The organism is Actinomadura xylanilytica, from assembly GCF_030283145.1.
Classification (GTDB): Bacteria; Actinomycetota; Actinomycetes; order Streptosporangiales; family Streptosporangiaceae; genus Spirillospora; species Spirillospora xylanilytica.
Genome location: NZ_JASNWE010000005.1, coordinates 20,849 through 38,913 on the forward strand (window position 1 = coordinate 20,849; position 18,065 = coordinate 38,913).

At 74.7% G+C, this 18,065-nt stretch carries 17 protein-coding genes and 1 tRNA gene; 14 read left to right on the forward strand and 4 right to left on the reverse strand.

Translation table 11 applies throughout. The features are described from left to right. The first annotated feature begins 26 nt into the window (after positions 1 to 26). The 7 genes from QP090_RS29880 (at position 27) to QP090_RS29910 (ending at position 5,319) form a co-directional block, all read left to right on the forward strand. Complete coding sequence (locus QP090_RS29880; RefSeq protein ID WP_285942849.1) at positions 27 to 1,019, forward strand: GNAT family N-acetyltransferase; 993 nt, start codon at positions 27 to 29, stop codon at positions 1,017 to 1,019. A gap of 32 nt (positions 1,020 to 1,051) precedes the next feature. Continuing rightward, positions 1,052 to 2,188 (forward strand): serine/threonine-protein kinase, encoded by a 1,137-nt coding sequence (locus tag QP090_RS29885; protein ID WP_285942850.1) that lies wholly within the window; start codon positions 1,052 to 1,054, stop codon positions 2,186 to 2,188. A gap of 173 nt (positions 2,189 to 2,361) precedes the next feature. Further along, on the forward strand, positions 2,362 to 2,814 hold the full coding sequence (locus tag QP090_RS29890; protein WP_285942851.1) for a hypothetical protein: 453 nt from the start codon (positions 2,362 to 2,364) through the stop codon (positions 2,812 to 2,814). Between the two features lie 129 nt (positions 2,815 to 2,943). Further along, a complete protein-coding gene (locus QP090_RS29895) occupies positions 2,944 to 3,387 on the forward strand; it encodes a hypothetical protein (RefSeq protein ID WP_285942852.1) in 444 nt (147 codons plus the stop codon). Positions 3,388 to 3,535: 148 nt separating this feature from the next. Continuing rightward, positions 3,536 to 3,606, forward strand: a tRNA-Asn gene (locus QP090_RS29900). Positions 3,607 to 3,632: 26 nt separating this feature from the next. Next, positions 3,633 to 4,073 carry an HNH endonuclease gene (locus tag QP090_RS29905; RefSeq protein ID WP_285942853.1) on the forward strand — a complete coding sequence of 147 codons (441 nt, stop codon included), beginning with the start codon at positions 3,633 to 3,635 and terminating at the stop codon, positions 4,071 to 4,073. Between the two features lie 202 nt (positions 4,074 to 4,275). Then, positions 4,276 to 5,319: a coiled-coil domain-containing protein gene (locus QP090_RS29910; RefSeq protein ID WP_285942854.1), complete on the forward strand. Its 1,044-nt coding sequence runs from the start codon at positions 4,276 to 4,278 to the stop codon at positions 5,317 to 5,319. Positions 5,320 to 5,448: 129 nt separating this feature from the next. On the opposite strand, the gene QP090_RS29915 is transcribed toward QP090_RS29910, so the two are convergent. Next, the gene (locus tag QP090_RS29915; RefSeq protein ID WP_285942855.1) at positions 5,449 to 6,501 is read right to left on the reverse strand and encodes a Gfo/Idh/MocA family oxidoreductase; all 1,053 of its coding nucleotides are present in this window, start codon (positions 6,499 to 6,501) and stop codon (positions 5,449 to 5,451) included. Positions 6,502 to 6,618: 117 nt separating this feature from the next. Between QP090_RS29915 and QP090_RS29920 the strand changes: the two genes are divergently transcribed. Together QP090_RS29920 and QP090_RS29925 are read left to right on the forward strand one after the other, a co-directional pair. Continuing rightward, on the forward strand, positions 6,619 to 8,265 hold the full coding sequence (locus QP090_RS29920; protein ID WP_285942856.1) for an NAD(P)/FAD-dependent oxidoreductase: 1,647 nt from the start codon (positions 6,619 to 6,621) through the stop codon (positions 8,263 to 8,265). After that, the gene (locus QP090_RS29925) at positions 8,262 to 9,737 is read left to right on the forward strand and encodes an ATP-binding protein (protein ID WP_285942857.1); all 1,476 of its coding nucleotides are present in this window, start codon (positions 8,262 to 8,264) and stop codon (positions 9,735 to 9,737) included. Before QP090_RS29920 ends, QP090_RS29925 begins: the two co-directional genes overlap by 4 nt. A 109-nt stretch (positions 9,738 to 9,846) precedes the next feature. Here QP090_RS29925 and QP090_RS29930 read toward each other — a convergent pair whose 3' ends face one another. Then, positions 9,847 to 10,641: a class II aldolase/adducin family protein gene (locus tag QP090_RS29930; protein ID WP_285942858.1), complete on the reverse strand. Its 795-nt coding sequence runs from the start codon at positions 10,639 to 10,641 to the stop codon at positions 9,847 to 9,849. Between the two features lie 127 nt (positions 10,642 to 10,768). On the opposite strand from QP090_RS29930, the gene QP090_RS29935 reads away from it, so the two are divergent. The 4 genes from QP090_RS29935 to QP090_RS29950 are packed head-to-tail and all read left to right on the forward strand — an operon-like array spanning position 10,769 to position 13,907. Next, complete coding sequence (locus tag QP090_RS29935; protein ID WP_285942859.1) at positions 10,769 to 11,947, forward strand: helix-turn-helix domain-containing protein; 1,179 nt, start codon at positions 10,769 to 10,771, stop codon at positions 11,945 to 11,947. 50 nt (positions 11,948 to 11,997) lie between these two features. Then, on the forward strand, positions 11,998 to 12,873 hold the full coding sequence (locus QP090_RS29940; RefSeq protein ID WP_285942860.1) for an LLM class flavin-dependent oxidoreductase: 876 nt from the start codon (positions 11,998 to 12,000) through the stop codon (positions 12,871 to 12,873). A 10-nt stretch (positions 12,874 to 12,883) separates the two neighbouring features. Further along, a complete protein-coding gene (locus tag QP090_RS29945; protein WP_285942861.1) occupies positions 12,884 to 13,213 on the forward strand; it encodes a DMT family transporter in 330 nt (109 codons plus the stop codon). A 1-nt stretch (position 13,214) separates the two neighbouring features. Then, positions 13,215 to 13,907: a hypothetical protein gene (locus tag QP090_RS29950; RefSeq protein WP_285942862.1), complete on the forward strand. Its 693-nt coding sequence runs from the start codon at positions 13,215 to 13,217 to the stop codon at positions 13,905 to 13,907. Positions 13,908 to 13,916: 9 nt separating this feature from the next. On the opposite strand, the gene QP090_RS29955 is transcribed toward QP090_RS29950, so the two are convergent. Continuing rightward, positions 13,917 to 14,666 carry a hypothetical protein gene (locus QP090_RS29955; protein WP_285942863.1) on the reverse strand — a complete coding sequence of 250 codons (750 nt, stop codon included), beginning with the start codon at positions 14,664 to 14,666 and terminating at the stop codon, positions 13,917 to 13,919. 227 nt (positions 14,667 to 14,893) lie between these two features. Then, positions 14,894 to 16,300: an aldehyde dehydrogenase family protein gene (locus tag QP090_RS29960; protein WP_285942864.1), complete on the reverse strand. Its 1,407-nt coding sequence runs from the start codon at positions 16,298 to 16,300 to the stop codon at positions 14,894 to 14,896. A gap of 283 nt (positions 16,301 to 16,583) precedes the next feature. Here QP090_RS29960 and QP090_RS29965 point away from each other — a divergent pair, with 283 nt between their 5' ends. After that, complete coding sequence (locus QP090_RS29965; RefSeq protein WP_285942865.1) at positions 16,584 to 18,005, forward strand: alpha/beta fold hydrolase; 1,422 nt, start codon at positions 16,584 to 16,586, stop codon at positions 18,003 to 18,005. Positions 18,006 to 18,065: the final 60 nt, after the last annotated feature.

Consider the following 18,065-nt stretch of genomic DNA (forward strand, 5'->3'; position numbering starts at 1 on the left):
GGCCCCGCGTCCTGTAGAAAAGTCGGATGGACGTCATCGCGCTCGATGATCCGACGGACGCGCAGATCCGGCAGTGGCACGCCGTGCTCACCGCCGTGCACGCCGCGGATCCCGCCGGGGAGCCCGCGCCCGAGCCGGACCAGACGGCGGCGCGGCTGCTGGGCGCCGAGCCGGCGTCCCGGCAGCGGCTGTGGGCGGTCGTCGACGGCGGCATCGTCGCGGTGGCGACGCTGCGGCTGCCCGGCGAGCCCGGCGCCGACCGTCCCGCCGAGATCGACATCAAGGTGCGGCCCGGGCACCGCAGGCGCGGCCTCGGCGGCCGGCTGCTGGCGGTGGCGGCCGAGGGGCTGCGCGCCGACGGCCGGTCCAGCGTGATCGCGCAGGTCCTGGCCGGGACCCCGGCCGTCCCGTTCCTGGAGTCGCACGGGTTCGAGTGCGTGTTGACGCTGCGCGGGCTGCTGCTCCGCCTCGACGACGTGCCCGCCGGGCGGGTGGCCGGGCTGGTCGCCGCCGGCCCGCAGGGGTACGGGCTCGTCCGGTGGCGGGGCGTGGTGCCGGGCGAGCACGCCGGGGCGCTCGCCCGCGCCAAGCACGCCATGGCCGACCTGGCCGAGTACGAGGGGGCGCCATGGGACGCCCACCGGGTCCGCGAGATGGCCCAGGTGGTCGCCAAGCGCGGCGACGACCTGTACACCGTGGCGGCCCTGCACCAGGGCTCGATCGCCGGGTTCACCGAAGTCGTGGTGCCGCTCGGCGCCACCGGCCGGGCCGCCCAGTACGACACCGCGGTCGTGCCCGAGCACCGCGGGCGCAGGCTGGGCATCTGGGTCAAGGCCGCGATGCTGGAGTGGCTCGCGGTGGAGCGCCCCGAGGTCCGCGAGATCGAGACCGACAACGCGGGCGACAACGAGCACATGCTCGCGGTGAACGCCGAGCTCGGCTACCGGCGCGAGCGCGAGTCGCTGGAGTTCCAGGCCGGCGCCGCCGACCTGCCCGGCGCGGGGCCGCGCCCCCGTTGACATCCGATAACGAACGAGAGGAACTGCCGTCCATGCGACCGTTGCGCGGTGACGATCCCGCGCGCCTCGGCCCCTACCGGCTCCGGGGACGGCTGGGCGAGGGCCCGGTCTTCCTCGGGATCTCCCCGGGAGGCGCCGAGGTCGCCGTGCGCGTACTGCCCGAACCCGAGGACGCGGTCGCCGCGGAGCGGTTCGAGCGGAGGGCCCGCGACGCCCGGCGGGTGGCGCGGTTCTGCACGGCACGGGTGCTGGACGCCGAACCCGCCGGCGACCGTCCCTACATCGTCAGCGAGTACGTGCCTGGCCCGTCGCTGCGGCGCGCGGTCCGCGAGGAGGGCCCGCTGCGGGGCACCGAGCTGGCGCGGCTGGCGGTCGGCACCGCGCGGGCGCTGGCGGCGATCCACCGGGCGGGCGTCGCGCACGGCGACCTGCGTCCCGGGAACGTGGTCCTCGGGCCGGACGGGCCGTGCGTCATCGGTTTCGGGCTCGCGAGCCTGACCGGCGGCGACTCCGGCGTGTCGGGGTTCATGGCACCCGAGCAGGCCCGCGCGGGCGACCTCGGGCCCGCTCCCGACGTCTTCGCCTGGGGCGCCACGCTCCTGTTCGCGGTGTCCGGACAGGTGCCGTTCGGCGCGGACGAGTCGTACGGCGCCCCCGACCTCACCGGGCTCGACGAGGGCGCGCTCAAGGAACTGGTGCGGCGGGCCCTCGCCCAGGACCCCGACCGGCGGCCCTCGGCGGCCGACCTGCTGCTGCGCCTCACCGGCGAGGTCCCCGACATCCCCGAGGTCACCGACGTGCCGGAGGCGGGGGAGCCGGAGGCGCCCTCACAGCCCACGATGCCCACGTGGGCGGTGCCCCCGCAGCGCAGGCGCGGGGTGAGGCCGTGGGTGGTCGCCGCGATGGTCGCCGCCGTCCTGCTCGCGGCGGCCCTGGCAGGCGGCCTGTGGCTCCGTTCGGGCGACGACCCCGAAGACGCGGAGACCGGGGTGGAGGTCGGATCCGGCACGACGATGACGTCCGACCGCGACGACGTCGGTGTTCGGTCGTCGCAGGAGGCGGGACGGGCCGTCCCGGGCGGACGTCCCGCGGCGATCGCCGAACGGCGCTCCGACGGGGCCGCGACCCGGGCCAGGGGATTCGCCCGGACTCCTGGGGCGGGCGCCTGATCCTCCCCGCCGCCGTCCCTTCAGGGCGGCCGGTGGGCGTTCCGGCCGTCGTGCGCGGGCCGCCCGGCTGAGCGAAGTTATCCACAGAACTCGGTTCTAGTGTTCGGCGGCCGTCCGGGGGGCGAGCCTGGTTCCGCGGGCCCCGAAGGCCCGCGGAACCGAGGAGGCCGCTCATGAGCGCACGGCTCACCCTGCACGTCCCCGCATCGGTCACCACCCGATTCCTGGTGGCCACCGGCGAGCCCGCCACGCCGGACGCCGCGTACCTCCGCGACGTCCTCGGCCGCACCGGCCCGGCCCACACCGCCCGCGACCTGCTCGGCTCGCCCCTGCTCACCGTCGACGGCGGCCACGACGCCCCCACCCGGTGGAGCGACCGCCTGCACGCGCTCGGCGGCCCGGCCGACAGCCTGGAACGCGTGCTCGGCGCCACCCGGCACATCGTCGTGACCTCGGTCGCCGCCCCCGCCGCGCAGCCCCGACACGCCCAGGCGGCCCGGCTGGCCGCCCGCACCCTCGCCGCCGCGACCGGCGGCGTGGCCGTCGACCTGGCCGCCAACCAGGTGCTCGTCCGCGACCGCGGGTCCCCCGCCGAACCCGAACGCTTCGTCCTCGGGCAGGAATAGGTGGGCGTCTTCCTCTCCCTCGAAAACCGTCCCGGCCGACCGTCCCCGCCCGCGCCGCCCATCCGGCAGGCGGGAAGCACATCGGGCGACGCGCCGGGACGGGAGAGGGAGGCGGAGGACGGCGCCGGCTTGACACGGGTGCGGGCCGAGACGGCGGGGCTGCATCGGTTCGGATTACCGGAACTGGTGGTGCGCGGCGTTCCGTACGGGCACATGCTGACCGCGGCCAATCTGCTCCGGGGGCTCTCGTACCGGCTGTTCGCCGAGCAGCGAGAGTGGCTCGGCGGGGGACGGCGGGCGGGGGAGCGGGAGATCCTCGCGCGCCGCATCCTCGACGGCGATGACGTTCTGCGTTTCTGGGGCGCACGGCCCGATGGGGGCGGGAGCGTGCCGGTCCGGCTCGCGCGGGGCGTCGCCGAATGCCCCGAGTACCCCGAGCGCCCCGAACGTGCCGTCGCGCTGGAGGCCCTTCCGCTGCCGGGGCACGGCGGCCGGGACTGGTGGGACGAGTGGGCCGGGCCGGCGCTGCCCACACTGGCGCGCGCCGACCCGGCGCCGGGTCCCTCGAACTGATCCGGTGTCCGGTCACGTACTCTTCCCAGGGCGGGGGCTTCGCCGACCCCCGTTCCGGGAAGAAAATGCCTTGCCCTCGTTCGGGGAGATCGGCACTCTGATGAGGGCTTCCGGGAAATGCCCGGAATCCGGAGAATTTCCGGACCATTCCTTCGTAGTTCAACGGCAGAACGCCGCACCGTTAATGCGGAAGTCCAAGTTCGAATCTTGGCGGGGGAGCGGCACTCGGGCTAGGAGGTGACCCGGTGAACGTGCTCGTCCTGAACGCGTCCTACGAGCCGTTGCAGAAGGTGGATCTGCGGCACGCGGTCCGCATGCTGGTGCGGCAGGTGGCCGTCGTGGAGGAGGCGGAGGAGGGCCGCACCATCGGTCCCTTCCCTGTGCCGCGGGTGCTCAGGCTGGTCAGGTACGTCGCGATGCGGTGGCGGCACGGCAAGCGCCCGCCGTGGAGCAAACGCGGCGTGTACCTGCGCGACCAGGGCCGCTGCGGCTACTGCGGGCAGCGCGGCCACACCATCGACCACGTGTTCCCGCAGTCGCGCGGCGGCGCCGACACCTGGGACAACACCGTGCTCGCGTGTGGGAAGTGCAACAACCGCAAAGGGAACCGCACGCCCGCCGAGGCGGGTCTGCGCCTGCGGGTGCGGCTCCGCGTCCCGCGGTGGGAGGAGCTGGTCGGTTTTTGACGCACGGCCGCAGAGCCATGGCGCACGGGCCTGCGGCCTCCCGGCGTGGCCGGGCCGCGACCGGCGGCCCGGCCCCGTTTCTCGCCTGTCCCGGTTTCGGTAGCCCTTGGGTGACTCTGTGTGTTTATCCGAGTATGTGAGGCTAAATGGCCGATTGTGGTAGCGTGCCGCCAATCTTCAGGATGTTATTGAGGAGAGATCTGTGGCGGCCTTCTATCCCGACGACAGCCCCCCGCGCGCCCGGCGTCCGGTACCCAAGCGCCGTGCGGCGCTGGCCCTGGTGCTCGGCGTCGCGGCGCTGCTGCCGTCCGTCCCGGGGAGCGCCGCGACCGCGGCGAGCGCGCCCGCGGAACCCAAGAAGGACCTCAAGGCGGAGTACGCCAAGCTGAAGAAGCGGGCGGACGCGCTGTCCAAGGAGTACCGCGGCGAGCTGATCAGCCTGGAGGAGGCCAAGCGCGCCGCGCAGCGCGCGGGCGCCGACGCCGAACGGGTCGGCCGCGAGTACGAGACGGCGCGCGCGGACGTCCGGCGCATCGCCGCGTCCACCTACATGACTGGCCGGCTCGACACGATCCCGATCGTGACCGCCGACGACCCGGCCGCCGCGATCCGCGCCGCGACCATGGTCGAGCACCTGGCCGGCAAGAACGACCGGCGCGTCACCAGCCTGCGCGCCCTCACCGCCGAGGCGTCCCGGTCGAGGGAGTCCGCCAAGACCAAGCTCGAGGCGGTGCGCAAGGAGATCGACGACCTGGAGGGCCAGCGGTCCAAGGTCCGCAAGCTCCTGGTCAAGTACAAGCCCGAGACGCCGGCCGCGCCGTCGGCCCCCGGCGGCGGGGGCGGCGGGGGCGGCAAGCCCGACGACGTCAGCGGCGCCAAGTCGCCCCTCGTCGGCACCAGCATGACCCCCCGGATGCGGACCGCGATGCTGGCCATCGACGGCAAGTTCGGCCCGTTTCCCACCATCGGCTGCTCCCGTCCCGGCGACCCGCAGGACCACGGCACCGGCACGGCCTGCGACTTCATGGAGAGCACCGGCGGCAACATGCCCAGCGCATCCGCCAAGGCGCACGGTGACGCCGTCGCCAACTACGTGATCGCCAACGCCTCCCGCCTGGGCATCAAGTACGTCATCTGGCGCCAGCGCATCTACGACATGCGCGGCAGCGGCGCCTGGAAGGCGATGGAGGACCGCGGCAGCGTCACCCAGAACCACTTCGACCACGTCCACGTCTCGGTCCTCTGACCGGCGAACACTCGTAGGCCGGGCCGGGCCGGGCCGGGCTGGGCTGGGCCGGGCCGAGCCGCCCGGCCCGGCCCGGCCTGGCTGTCGGCTGGGCGTCCAATGTGACGGGTCCGCCTTGCGGGCCGTCGGTCAGCGGGCGAGGGTGGTCACCTCGTGGGTTCGGGCCGACCGGAGGGCGGCCTCGATGACCTCCAGACCGGTGATGGCGTCGGCCAGGTCCACCGGGGGGTCCGCCTCGCCGCGCAGTGTTCGCGCCACGCCCGCGTAGAAGTCCTGGTAGGCGCCCGGGTCGGTCGGTTCGGGCCGTTCGGCGCCCGGAACGCCCAGACGGCCGTGCGACTCGGGCCGCGCGATGCCCCAGCCGGGGTCCTTGGGCGTCCCGCCCGCGCGCAGCGCCTCCTCCTGGCCGTCCATCCCCTGGACGGTGTAGGCGGCGGCGTCGCCGAGCACCCGGAACCTCGGGCCGGGGTGGGAGGCGGTCGCGCTCATCCAGAGGTGGGAGCGGGTCCCGCCGGGATGCGCGAGCGCGACGAACACGTCGTCGGCCGCCGCGGCGCCGGGGCGGCGGGCGTCGATCTCGGCGTACACCCGTTCGGGACGGCCGAACAGCGTGATCGCCTGGTCGATGAGATGGGGGCCGAGGTCGTAGAGGACGCCGCCGGCGGCGCGCGGATCGGCGGTCTCCTTCCAGCCGGGCCTGACCTCGGGCCGCCACCGCTCGAACCGCGACTCCAGGCGCAGCACGCCGCCGAGCGAGCCGTCGCCGGCCAGCCGCCGGACGGTGCGGAAGTCGCCGTCCCAGCGCCGGTTGTGGAACGGGATCACCGGCAGCCCGCGGACGGCGCTCAGCGCGGCGAGGGACCGGGCGTCGGCCGCGGTCGCCGCGACCGGCTTGTCGAGCACCACGGGCAGGCCGGAGGTCAGCGCCGTCCGGGCGAGCGGCACGTGCTGCCGGTTCGGCGCCGTGACCACCACCAGGTCGTACGCGCCGGTGGCCTCCCACAGCCGGTCGGTGCCGGCCAGCACCTTCGCCTCGGGGTGGCGGGCGCGCACGGCGTCCTGCCGCGCCGGGTCCCCCGTCACGACCGCGGCCAGCCGCAGCCCGGGGACCGAGGAGATCAGCGGGGCGTGGAAGATCGCCCCGCCGGTGCCGTAACCGATCAGTGCGACGCGCAGCTCCATGCCCCGATGATGTCCGATCGCCCGATCGACCTGGGGCGCGGGGTCGGCGGACGGAACCGGTGACGGCCCGTCGTAGGCTCCTTGCGGGAAATCAGGGCGAGTCGAGGGAGATGGCCGTTGTCCAAGCCAGTGCTGCTCACGGTCGACGACGACCCCGGGGTGTCCCGCGCCGTGGCCCGGGACCTGCGCCGCAGGTACGCCGGGTCGTACCGGGTCGTGCGCGCCGAGTCGGGCGGCCAGGCCCTGGAGGCGCTGGGGGAGCTGCGGCTGCGGGGCGACGACACCGCGATGCTGCTGGCCGACCACCGGATGCCCGAGATGAACGGGGTGGAGTTCCTGGAGCGGGCGATGGACGTGTTCCCCTACGCCCGCCGGGTGCTGCTGACCGCCTACGCCGACACCGACGCCGCGATCCGCGCGATCAACGTGGTGGACCTCGACCACTACCTGCTCAAGCCGTGGAACCCGCCGGAGGAGAAGTTCTACCCGGTGATCGACGCGCAGCTCGACGCGTGGAAGCGCACCGACCGGCGCGGCCCCGGGGAGCTGCGGGTGGTCGGGCACCGCTGGTCCGCCCGCTCCTACGAGGTCCGCGACTTCCTGGCCCGGCACCAGGTGCCCTACACCTGGCTGATGGACGGCGACCCCGAGGGCGCGGAGCTGGTCGCGGCGGCGGGGGCGCCGGAGCTGCCGCTGGTGGTCACCGCCGACGGCACCGCGCTGGCCGCGCCGAGCGACGCCGAACTGGCCGCGGCGGTGGGGCTGCCGACGGCGCCGTCCACCGGGTTCTACGACCTGATCGTGATCGGCGGCGGGCCGTCCGGGCTGGGCGCGGCGGTGTACGGCGCGTCCGAGGGGCTCGACACGGTGGTGGTCGAGCGGCACGCGCTCGGCGGCCAGGCCGGGCAGAGCTCCCGCATCGAGAACTACCTGGGCTTCCCCGACGGGGTGTCCGGGCAGCAGCTCGCCGACCGGGCCCGCCGGCAGGCCGACCGGTTCGGCGTGGAGCTGCTGGCCACCGGCGAGGTCGTCGCGCTGGAGTCGCGCGGCGCGACCCGGGTGGCGCGGCTGAGCGACGGCACCGAGATCGCCGCGCACGCCGTGATCGTCGCGACCGGGGTGTCGTACCGGCGGCTGGACGCCCCGGGAGTGGACGGCCTGGTCGGCCGCGGCGTGTTCTACGGCGCGGCGGTGACCGAGGCGCCGGCCTGCGCGAACGAGGAGGTCGCCGTCATCGGCGGCGCCAACTCGGCTGGGCAGGCGGCGGTGCACCTGGCCCGGTACGCCGAGCGGGTCCACCTGGTGGTCCGCGCCGGCGGCCTGGAGAAGTCCATGTCGCACTACCTGGTCGAGCAGATCGCCGCCACCCCCAACATCGAGGTGCACACCGGCACGACGGTGGCCGACGCGGAAGGCTCCGACCGGCTGGAACGGCTCGTCGTCGACACGCCGGGCGGGACCAGGACGATCGACGCGCACTGGCTGTTCGTGTTCATCGGCGCGCAGCCGTTCACCGGCTGGCTGGACGGCTACGTCGAGTGCGACGACCGCGGCTACGTGGTCACCGGCCCCGACCTGGTCGCCGGGGGCCGCCGCCCGGCGGGCTGGCCGTTGCAGCGCCAGCCGTACCATCTGGAGACCAGCGTCCCCGGCGTGTTCGCGGCGGGCGACGTACGGTCGGAGTCGATGAAGCGGGTCGCCTCGGCGGTGGGCGACGGCGCCATGGCCGTCGCCCTCGTCCACCGATACCTGGAGCAGTCATGACGACGGTGCCGCCCGGCGAGCTGCGCGGGCTCTTCCTGTTCGAGGCCCTCGACGACGCGAAGCTGGCGTGGCTGTCCTCGCACGGCACGGCGCGGGAGCACCCCGCCGACTCGGTCGTCTGCGCCCAGGGCGACCCCGCCGAGTTCCTGTACGTCCTGCTGGACGGCGAGGTCCTGATGACCCAGCTGGTGCGGGGGCACAGCGTCGAGGTCAGCCGCACCTCCCGTCCGGGCGTGTACGGCGGCGCCGTCCAGGCCTACCTGGACGACCGGGTCGTGCAGAAGTACCAGCACACGCTGCGCGCCCTCGCGCCGTCCCGGATCTTCGCGCTGCCGGCCCGCAAGTTCGCCAAGGCGGTGCGCGAGTGGTTCCCGATGGCCACGCACCTGCTCGAGGGCAACTTCGTCGGGATGAGCAACAGCCGCCGCGCCGTCGACCAGCGCGAGCGGCTCACCGCGCTCGGCACGATCACCGCCGGGCTCACCCACGAGCTCAACAACCCGGCCGCGGCGGCGGCGCGGGCGAGCGCCGAGCTCGGCGACCGGCTGCTGGGCGCGCAGCGGCGGCTGGCCGAGCTGGCCGCCGCGGGTGTCGACTGCGGCCACCTCGGCACGCTGGTCCGGCTGCGCGAGCGCCTCAAGGAGCCGGGCGCGACGCCGGGCGCGACGCCGGGCGCGACGCCGGCCGCCCGCGGTCCCATGGAGGTCAGCGACGCCGAGGACGAGCTCGGCGACTGGCTGGAGGAGCACGGCGTCGGGGACGCGTGGGACCTGGCGCCCGGCCTGGTCGCCGCCGGGATCGGGGTGGCGGACGCCGAGGAGGTCGCCGCCGCCGCGGGCGACCAGCTCCCCGCCGCCACCCGCTGGCTGGCCGAGGTGCTGGAGGTCGCCCAGTTGCAGTCCGAGATCTCCGAGGCGATGAGCCGGATCACCGCGCTGCTCGACTCGGCCCGGCAGTACTCCCAGCTCGACCGCGCCGAGTACCACCGGGCCGACCTGCGCGAGCTGCTCGACAGCACGCTCACCATGCTCCGCCGCAAGATCGGCCCCGGCGTGGAGCTGCGCACCGACTACGCCCCGGACCTGCCGCCGGTGCCGGTCTTCGCCGCCGAGCTCAACCAGGTGTGGACCAACCTCATCGTGAACGCGCTGCATGCGATGGGCGGCACCGGCACCCTCACCGTCCGCACCGGCCGCGAGAACGGCAACGCGGTGGTGGAGATCGCCGACACCGGCCACGGCATCCCCGAGGACGACCTCGGACGGATCTTCACGCCGTTCTTCACCACCAAGCCGGTCGGGCAGGGCACCGGGCTCGGCCTGGATATCTCCTGGCGCATCATTGCCGACCGCCACAACGGCGACATCCGGGTGGAGTCCCGTCCCGGCGACACCCGCTTCCAGGTCGTGCTGCCGCTGAAGGGGCCCGCCGGCGGCGGGGAGGCCAGCGGTGCCGACGGCCTGGGCGAATGACGGCGAAGACGGCGGAGACGGCTGGTAGCGCGGAGACGGCCGAGGCCCGGCCGCCGGCTGGGAGCCGGTGCCGGGCCCGGGTGTGAGGGCGTCCAGCGGGGGCGGGCGCCTACTCGAACAGGTCGGGCTGCTCGCGGGTGATCTGGTCGTACAGCGGCTGGTAGTTGATCCAGCCGACCAGGTCGTTGCCGATCTGCCGATGGGTGAGCTCGGCGTTCTCGTGCTCGATCGGCACCACCTGCCCGGCGGCCTTGGCCAGTAGCTGCACCTGGCACGAGCGCTCCATGGTGATGAACCACCAGGCCGCGGCGTCCACGGTGTCGCCGACGGTGAGCAGGCCGTGGTTGCGCAGGATGAGGGCTTTGTGGCCGCCGAGGGCGGCCGCGATCCGCTTGCCCTCCTCCAGGTCGGTGACCACGCCGGTGTAGTCGTCGAACAGGCCGTGGTCCTGGTAGAACGCGCACACGTCCTGGGTGATCGGCTCCAGCTTCTGGCCGAGCGCCGAGACGGCCCGCCCGTGGGTGGAGTGGCTGTGCGCGGCGGCCACCACGTCCGGCCGGGCCTGGTGCACCTGGGAGTGGATCGCGAACGCGGCCTCGTTGACCGGGTAGCGGCCCTCGACGACCTGGCCCGCGTGGTTCACCAGGATCAGGTCGCTGACCCTGATGTGCTTGAACGACATGCCGAACGGGTTGACCCAGAAATGGTCGGTGTGCTCGGGGTCACGGGCGGTGATGTGCCCGGCCACGCCCTCCTCGAAGCCGAACTTGCCGAAGATCCGGAACGCTGCGGCGAGGCGCTCCTTGCGGTGCCGGCGCTCGTCCTCGAGCGAGTCGAACGACGGTGGGAACCGGTAGATCAGGTCGGTCGCCAGCTTGTCGAGGAACTTCTCCTCATCGGACATGGACGGCTCCTAGGCGTTGTCTGCTACCACCAAAGCACATCCCGGCACGGGTGGCCTAGGCTGGCCACATCCAATCCTGGTGAGGTCGGTTGTCCGGCTGGGACAACCGGCTGCCCGCGGCGGAGAGATGACGACCATGGTGACGAGCGACCGCGACCGGTTCCTGCGGCTGCTGCTCGAGCGCGGCGGCGACCCGGGGCTGGTGGAGTCCACGGTGCGCGTCGCGCGCGGCGAGTCCGACCTGGTCGCCGCGCTCCCCGAGGAGGAGACGCGGCGGCACACCCGGGCGCTGCTGCACGGGGTGCTGGCCGCCCTGGAGAACGGGGGCGAGCCCGGCGCCGAGGTGCTGGCCGCGGCCGGGCGGCTCGGTTCGGACCGGGCGCGGCAGGGCGTGCCCGTCGCCGACTTCCTGGACGGCTTCCAGGCGGGCCGCGCGCACCTGGTCCGGGCGCTGATCGCCGAGGGCCGCCGACTGGAGGTGCCCGCGGGCGCCCTGCTCGACGGCGTCACCCGGATCGACGAGATCACCACGGTGCTGGTGCACCGCATGGTGCACGCCCACCGGGTCGCCGAGCTGGAGATGGCCCGCACCACCCGGGAGGGCCGCGCGCAGATGCTGCGGCGCCTCCTGCGCGGCGAGCCGGCGCCGGTGCTCGCGCCGCTGGATCCCGCCGCGTCCTACCACTGCGTGGTCTCCGACGTCAGCGACCCGGCCGTCGCCGCCCGGCTGGAGACCGTCCTCACCGCCGCCGGCCCGGGGCTCTGCGGCCTGGTCGACGGGCGGTTCGCCGCGCTGGTCGCCCGGCTGCCGGAGCCCGCGCCGGACGGGCCGCTGCTGGTGGCCGCGCCGCCCGCCCGGCCCGCCGACGTCGCGCCCCTCTACGGGCTCGGCCACCGGGTGCTGCGGGCGGGCGGCGCGGCCGGGCTCACCGGGCTGCGGCGGCTCACCGACCTGTCCCTGCTCACCGTGACCGCGGCCGAGCCGGAACTCGGGCGGCTGCTGGCCGGCGGGCTGCTCGGCGGGCTCGACGGCGACGACCCCTTCCACCGGCAGCTCGCCGGGACCGCGCTCGCCTACCTCGACCACGGCGGGCGGATCGAGCCGACGGCCGCCGCCCTCCACGTGCACGGCAACACCGTCAAGTACCGGGTGCGCCGCCTCCAGGAGCTCACCGGCCGCCCGCTGACCGACCCGGAGGGCGGCGCGGCGGTCGCGCTGGCCGCGCACTGGTGGTGGGCGCTCCGGAGCTGGCTCGCCGGAACCGGTCCCGGCGCTGGTCGTGACCGCTCCACCGGGCCAGGATGATTGACAGGACGGCGTCCGGAGGCGGGCGCGCACGGATGAGAGGGGAGCCCGTGACGGCACCGCGGATCGGCACGGTGATGTGGCCCATGCAGTCCTGGCCGGAGGCCGGGGAGACCTGGCGGCGCGCCGAGGAGTGCGGCTTCGACACCGCCTGGGTCTACGACCACACCGCCTGGCGGGGCACCACGCCCTGGTACGACGCCTTCACCACGCTCGCCGCCGCCGCGGCGGTCACCTCGCGGGTCCGGCTCGGCACGCTGGTCACCTCGCCCAACTTCCGGCACCCCGTCCCGACCGCCCACGCGATCAAGACGGTCGACCACATCAGCGGCGGCCGGCTGACCGTCGGCATCGGCGCGGGCGGCACCGCCCGCACCTCCGACGCGGGCATCCTCGGCGGCCCGGAGTGGACGGCCCGGGAGCGCGCCGACCGCTTCGCCGAGTGGGTGGAGCTGCTCGACCTGGTGCTGCGCGGCCCGGAGACGACGTTCGAGGGCGCCCACTACTGCGCCCGCGAGGTCGTCTCGGAGCCCGGCTGCGTGCAGCGCCCGCGGGTCCCGTTCGTGATCGCCGGCAACGGCCCGCGCGGGATGCGGCTGGCGGCCCGGTACGGCACCGTCTGGGTCACCAACGGCAGCAAGGACGGCGCGGCGCCCGAGGACGCCGTCCGGGACCAGCTCGCCGCGCTGCGCGAGGCGTGCGAGGCCGAGGGCCGCGACCCGGGCGACCTGCGGCACCTGTTCCTGACCGGCTTCACCGATGAGCCGTGGATCGAGTCGGCGGACGCCTTCGACGACCTGGCCGGGCGCTACGCTGAGCTCGGCATCACCGACATCGCGCTGCACTGGCCCCGGCCCGGCACCCCCTGGGAGGCCGACATGAAGGTCTTCGAGGCCGTCGGGGCGGCCCACGCGACCGAACGCTGACGGGACCCCCATGCCGTACGTGCTGCTCGTCCTGGCCGTCCTCTTCGAGGTCACCGCGACCCTGGCGCTGCGCGCGTCCGAGGGGCTGAGCAGGCTGGGCCCGTCGAGCGTGGTGGTGGTCGGCTACCTGGTCTCCTTCTTCCTGATGGCCAGGGCGCTCACCGCGCTGAACGTCGGCCCGGTCTACGCGATCTGGTCGGCGCTCGGCACCATCGGCGCGTTCGCCGGGGGCGTGCTGCTGTTCGGCGAGCCGGTCCGCCCGGCAGCCGTCGCCGGAGCCGCGATCATCGTGGTCGGCGTGGTCGTGATGAACTTCGGCGGCGGCATCGGGCACAGCTGACATGGACTCCTTCCTCGGCCTCGCGGTCCCCGCCCTGATCGCCGCCGTCTTCGTGGTGGTGGTCGGCGGCAACGTCTGGGGCGCGCTGTCGCGGCGGCGGGACGGCTCGCACGGCCTCAGCGCCTGGGCCCGTGAGCATGGCTGGTACTACTGCCACGGCACGATCCGAGTGCCCTGGCACGATCTGATGGGCCTTTCGTCGTTCCGCGTCCGCCGCCTCCTGCACGGGCGGTCCGGCGCGCTCTGGGCCGATGTGTGCCACTGCACCTACGAGACCCGCGGCAACAGCGGCACCGGCTCCGGATGGACCCACTCCACCACGACCGTGCACGACATCGTGGTGGCCGCCGCCGAGCTCGGCGGCGGGCGGCCCGGCATGGAGGTGCACCGGCGCGGCCTCGGGTCCCGGATGGCACGCGCCCTCGGCAAGAGGGCCGAGGTGGAGAGCGGGGACGACGAGTTCGACCGGCGGTACCGGCTGGAGAGCGGCGACCCGGACGCGGCCCGCCCGTTCCTGTCGCCCGAGCTCGTCCAGGCGCACCTGCGGGACGAGATCACCCCGTGGCGGCTGGAGCGGGGCACCCTGATCGTCGTCGAGGACGGCGTCCTCGAGCCCGCGGAGATCGGGCGCCGCCTCCAGAACCTGGAGCGCATCGCCGTGCTCCTCGGCCACCGGGGCGGCCTCGCGGGCTGACCCCGGGCCTCACTCGTACATCTGCCCGCACACCGCGATCCGCGCCAGGTCGGCCCAGGTCATGGTGGTGATGGCGCGCACGTACGAGCGGGACGGGGACTCGCCCGGCTTCGGGGGCAGCGGCACCCGGGCGCCGTCGTCGGCGTCCCAGCCGCCGAGGCTCCCGGCGACCGCGCACTCCAGGTAGGTGGCGGGGTCGAAGTTGTACCAGCGGCCGGGGGTGGCGCGGGCGCCGGTGCCGGGAGGACGCGGCGCGTCCACGCCGAAGCGCGCCTGCGGGCCGGGCGGCGCGGCCAGGAAGTCCTCCAGGTCGGCGAGCTGGGAGAGGATCACCCGTTCCCAGTCGGCGTACCCGTCCGGCTCGTCGCCGGGGAGCGCCAGGTCCTTGCCGCTCCACTCCGGGTCGTAGCCGGCGGGCGGGGTGGTGGAGGCCGCGGCGAACATCGCGGCGACGTCGTCGGGTTCGAGCCGCTCGCGGTCGCTCAGCGGGGCGCTGACCTTCCAGAGCGCGCGCAGGAACGCCGACAGGGACCACGACGCCGCCCTCGCCTCCTGCCCGAGGTGCAGGAAGTGCAGGTAGAGGTCGCGGTTGGTCTGGACGGCCGGTCCCGGCGGCCCGGCCACCCAGTACGCCTGCTTGTGCGGGACGCCGCTCTCCAGGGACAGGACCTGGGCGAGCGCCGCGACCCTGGAGTCGTGGGCGGCCATCGTGAACTCGTTGCCGAGGTCGTCCTGGCGCATGACGTTCCACGTGTCCATCCGGCCCCTCCACGGTCGGTGATGCGGATCTCGGCATCCCGCGGAGAGAGTCTCCTATTCCGGTCTGGACTACTAGTAGGTGCCATGTCACTTTCGGGCTTCGAAGTCGTGACCTTCCGCATATGCCGGGCTCCGGTGAGGTGCCGGAGCCGGGCGCGGGGAGACCGGGGCGGCGGCGCGGGACGGGGGCGCGGGACGGGACGGCGAGGTGCGAGAGGAAGGCGCGGTCACAGCTTGGAGTGGTGGATGACCTGCATGTCGGTGAATCCGTACAGTCCCCACGGCCCGTTCTCGACGCCGATGCCGCTCCACTTGAACCCGCCGAACGGCTGGTGCGGGGCCAGCGCCAGGTGCGTGTTGACCCACGCGGTGCCGCACTCCAGCCGGCCGGCGACCTCGCCGGCCCGTTCGGCGTCGGCGCCCCACACCGAGCCGGACAGGCCGAAGTGGGTGCCGTTGGCGCGGGCGATCGCCTCGTCCAGGTCGCGGTACCTGACGATCGGCAGCGCCGGGCCGAACTGCTCCTCGTCCACGATCCGGGCGCCGTCGGCGACGTCGGCGAGGATGGTCGGCTCGAAGAAGTAGCCGGGGCCGTCGATCGGCCGGCCGCCGGCCGCCGCGCGGGCGCCGCCCGCGAGCGCGTCGGCGACCAGCTCGCCGACCCGCTCGAACTGCGCCCGGTTGTTGACCGGCCCGTACTGGACGCCCTCGTCCAGGCCGTTGCCGACCCTGGCGGCGCGGGCGAGCTCGGCGAGCGCGTCGACGACGTCGGAGTAGAGCGCCTCGGGCACATACACCCGCTTGATCGCCGAGCAGACCTGGCCGTTGTTGTGGAACGCGGCGCCGAACAGCCTCCCGGCGACGGCCGCGGGGTCGGCGTCGTCGAGCAGGATCGCCGGGTCGTTGCCGCCGAGCTCCAGGGTGACCCGCTTGAGGTCGGGCGCGGCGGCGGCGGCGACCCGCTTGCCGGTCGCGACGCTGCCGGTGAAGCTGATCTTGCGGGGGACCTCGTGCGAGGTCATCCAGGCGCCGAGCCGGTCGCCGCCGCTGACCACGTTGAGGACGCCGGGCGGCAGCACCTCGCGCAGCACCTCGCCGAGCTTGAGGGTGGACAGCGGGGTGTACGGCGACGGCTTGAGCACCATGGTGTTCCCGGCCCGCAGCGCCGGCGCGAGCTTCCATATCCCCAGCAGCAGCGGGAAGTTCCACGGCGTGATGGCCGCGACCACGCCCATCGGGCGGCGGACCACCTCGACGCGGGCGGCGCCGTCGTCCTGGATCACCTCGCGGGGCAGCTCCAGGTCGGCGAAGTACTTCAGCCAGACCCCGGCCCCCATCACCTCCGTGGTGGCGTCGGCGAGCGGCTTGCCCTGCTCCAGGGTGAGGATCCGGCCGATCTCCTCCGACCGGGCGAACATCAGGTCGGCCGCCGCGTGCAGCGCCTTGCGCCGGGCCGCCTCGTCCCCGCGCCAACCGGGGAGGGCGGCCTGGGCGGCGGCCATCGCCGCGTCGAGCTGCTCGCGCGAGGCGTCGGGTGCCCGCTCGGCGACCTCCCCGGTCGCGGGGTCGACCACGCCGAACGTGCCGGGCGCGGCGACGGCCTGGCCGCCGATGGTCATCGTGTAGTCGGACACTCGATCCTCCACTTCGACGCGCATACCGAACGTCGTTCACTATCCACCCGGGGGAGCGTCCGGACCAGCCCTGCCCAGGGCCGGACGCGCTCGTCCCGGAGCCGCGACGTTAGCCGCCCGCGGCCTTCCCGTCACGCAGCTCGGCCAGCGGCCTGCGGGCCTGGGGGCGAACGCGGCGTCCCGGGCGGTGACACCGCGTCCCCGGCCACCGCGTCCGGACCGGGCCGTGGCCGCTTCCGGCTGCGCCGCCCACGGCGCGGCCCGCAGTGTGGATGATCTCTCCATGCGATCACGTCTCAGCGCGGTGTTCGCCCTCACCCTCGCCCTCGCCGCATCCGGCGGGGCGACCGCGGCGGCAGCACCCACACCGTCCATCGCCAAGCCGCCCCCGAGGCTGGCCGGCGCGCATCCCTGCGCGGGCCAGCCGGGCTTCACCTGCTCGACCCTCACCGTGCCGCTCGACCACCGCGGCCGGGCGGGGGGCGAGCTGGACCTCCAGGTCGCGACCGCGGGGAACACCGACGCACCCAAGGGCGTCCTGCTGTTCCTGACCGGCGGTCCGGGACAGCCCGGCGTCCCCTACATCTCCTCGCTCACCGGCGGCCGGCTGCCCGAGCTGGCCAAGACCCACCGGTTCGTGATGATCGACCAGCGCGGCACCGGCGAGTTCGGCGGGATCGACTGCCCGCGGCTCCAGGCCGCCGTCGGCGGCTCCGACATCGAGCCCGCCCCGCCCGAGGCGGTGAGCGAGTGCGCGGGCATCCTCGGCGGCGAGCGGCAGTACTACACCACCGAGCAGACCGTCGGCGACCTGGACCTGCTGCGCCAGGCGCTCGGCACGCGGAAGATGGCGGTGGACGGCGTCTCGTACGGCTCGTTCGTCGCCGCCCGCTACGCCGCCGCGCACCCGCGCAACGTCAGCAGGGTCGTGCTCGACTCCGTCCTGCCCTACACCGACCCGCAGGGCGACGACATGCTCTACCTGACCGGGCTCCGGGCCACCGGCCGCGTGCTCCGCGCCGCGTGCGCGACCGCTCCGGCCTGCGGCTACGACCCGGCCCGGGACCTGGCCTGGCTCGCCCGGCACCGCAAGGACGCCGTACTGATCTGGGACATGCTCGTCAGCTACGAGTTCCGCGACCCCACCTACCGCTCCCCGGACCCGGGGGGCCTGCCCGCCGGGTCCGGGGACGCCGTGCGCGCGATCCACGAGGCGCGCCGCGGCGAGCCCGCCCGCCTGGACAGGCTGCTCGAGCTGATGAACTCCGGCGACGACGACCACGCGTCCTACAGTTCCGGATCGCACGTCGCGACGATCTGCGGTGACGGCGCTTTCCCCTGGGGCACCTCCGAGACCCCGGTGGCGAAGCGCGCCGAGCTCCTGGAGCGGACCCGCGCGCGGCTGCCCGCCGGCGCCACCTGGCCGTTCACCGCGGACACCGCGGTCGGCAACGGCTTCGTCCAGAGCTGCCTCAACTGGCCGGCGGCCCGCCACGGCGCCGAGCCCGGACGGCTGCCGGACATCCCCTTCCTGCTGGTCAACGGGGACCACGACCTGTCGACGCCGCTCGAATGGGCGCGGGAGGCCGTCCGGTACGCGCCGCGCGGCGAGCTGGTGGTGGTGAAGGGCGCCGCGCACTCGGTCCAGAACCAGGAGCGCGGCACCCAGGGCCGCCAGGCGGTCTACCGCTTCCTCAACGGATGAGCCAGGCCGGGCCGGGCGTCCACCGCCCGGCCCGGTCCGGCCCGCGCCGGCCGGCTCAGG

Excerpts from the sequence above, each read along its gene's own strand:
- QP090_RS29880 (WP_285942849.1), top strand. The coding sequence starts at position 27 with ATGGACGTCATCGCGCTCGATGATCCGACGGACGCGCAGATCCGGCAG.
- QP090_RS29885 (WP_285942850.1), top strand. The coding sequence starts at position 1,052 with ATGCGACCGTTGCGCGGTGACGATCCCGCGCGCCTCGGCCCCTACCGG.
- QP090_RS29890 (WP_285942851.1), top strand. The coding sequence starts at position 2,362 with ATGAGCGCACGGCTCACCCTGCACGTCCCCGCATCGGTCACCACCCGA.
- QP090_RS29915 (WP_285942855.1), bottom strand. The coding sequence starts at position 6,501 with ATGGAGCTGCGCGTCGCACTGATCGGTTACGGCACCGGCGGGGCGATC.
- QP090_RS29925 (WP_285942857.1), top strand. The coding sequence starts at position 8,262 with ATGACGACGGTGCCGCCCGGCGAGCTGCGCGGGCTCTTCCTGTTCGAG.
- QP090_RS29930 (WP_285942858.1), bottom strand. The coding sequence starts at position 10,641 with ATGTCCGATGAGGAGAAGTTCCTCGACAAGCTGGCGACCGACCTGATC.
- QP090_RS29935 (WP_285942859.1), top strand. The coding sequence starts at position 10,769 with ATGACGACCATGGTGACGAGCGACCGCGACCGGTTCCTGCGGCTGCTG.
- QP090_RS29945 (WP_285942861.1), top strand. The coding sequence starts at position 12,884 with ATGCCGTACGTGCTGCTCGTCCTGGCCGTCCTCTTCGAGGTCACCGCG.
- QP090_RS29950 (WP_285942862.1), top strand. The coding sequence starts at position 13,215 with ATGGACTCCTTCCTCGGCCTCGCGGTCCCCGCCCTGATCGCCGCCGTC.
- QP090_RS29955 (WP_285942863.1), bottom strand. The coding sequence starts at position 14,666 with ATGGACACGTGGAACGTCATGCGCCAGGACGACCTCGGCAACGAGTTC.
- QP090_RS29965 (WP_285942865.1), top strand. The coding sequence starts at position 16,584 with ATGCGATCACGTCTCAGCGCGGTGTTCGCCCTCACCCTCGCCCTCGCC.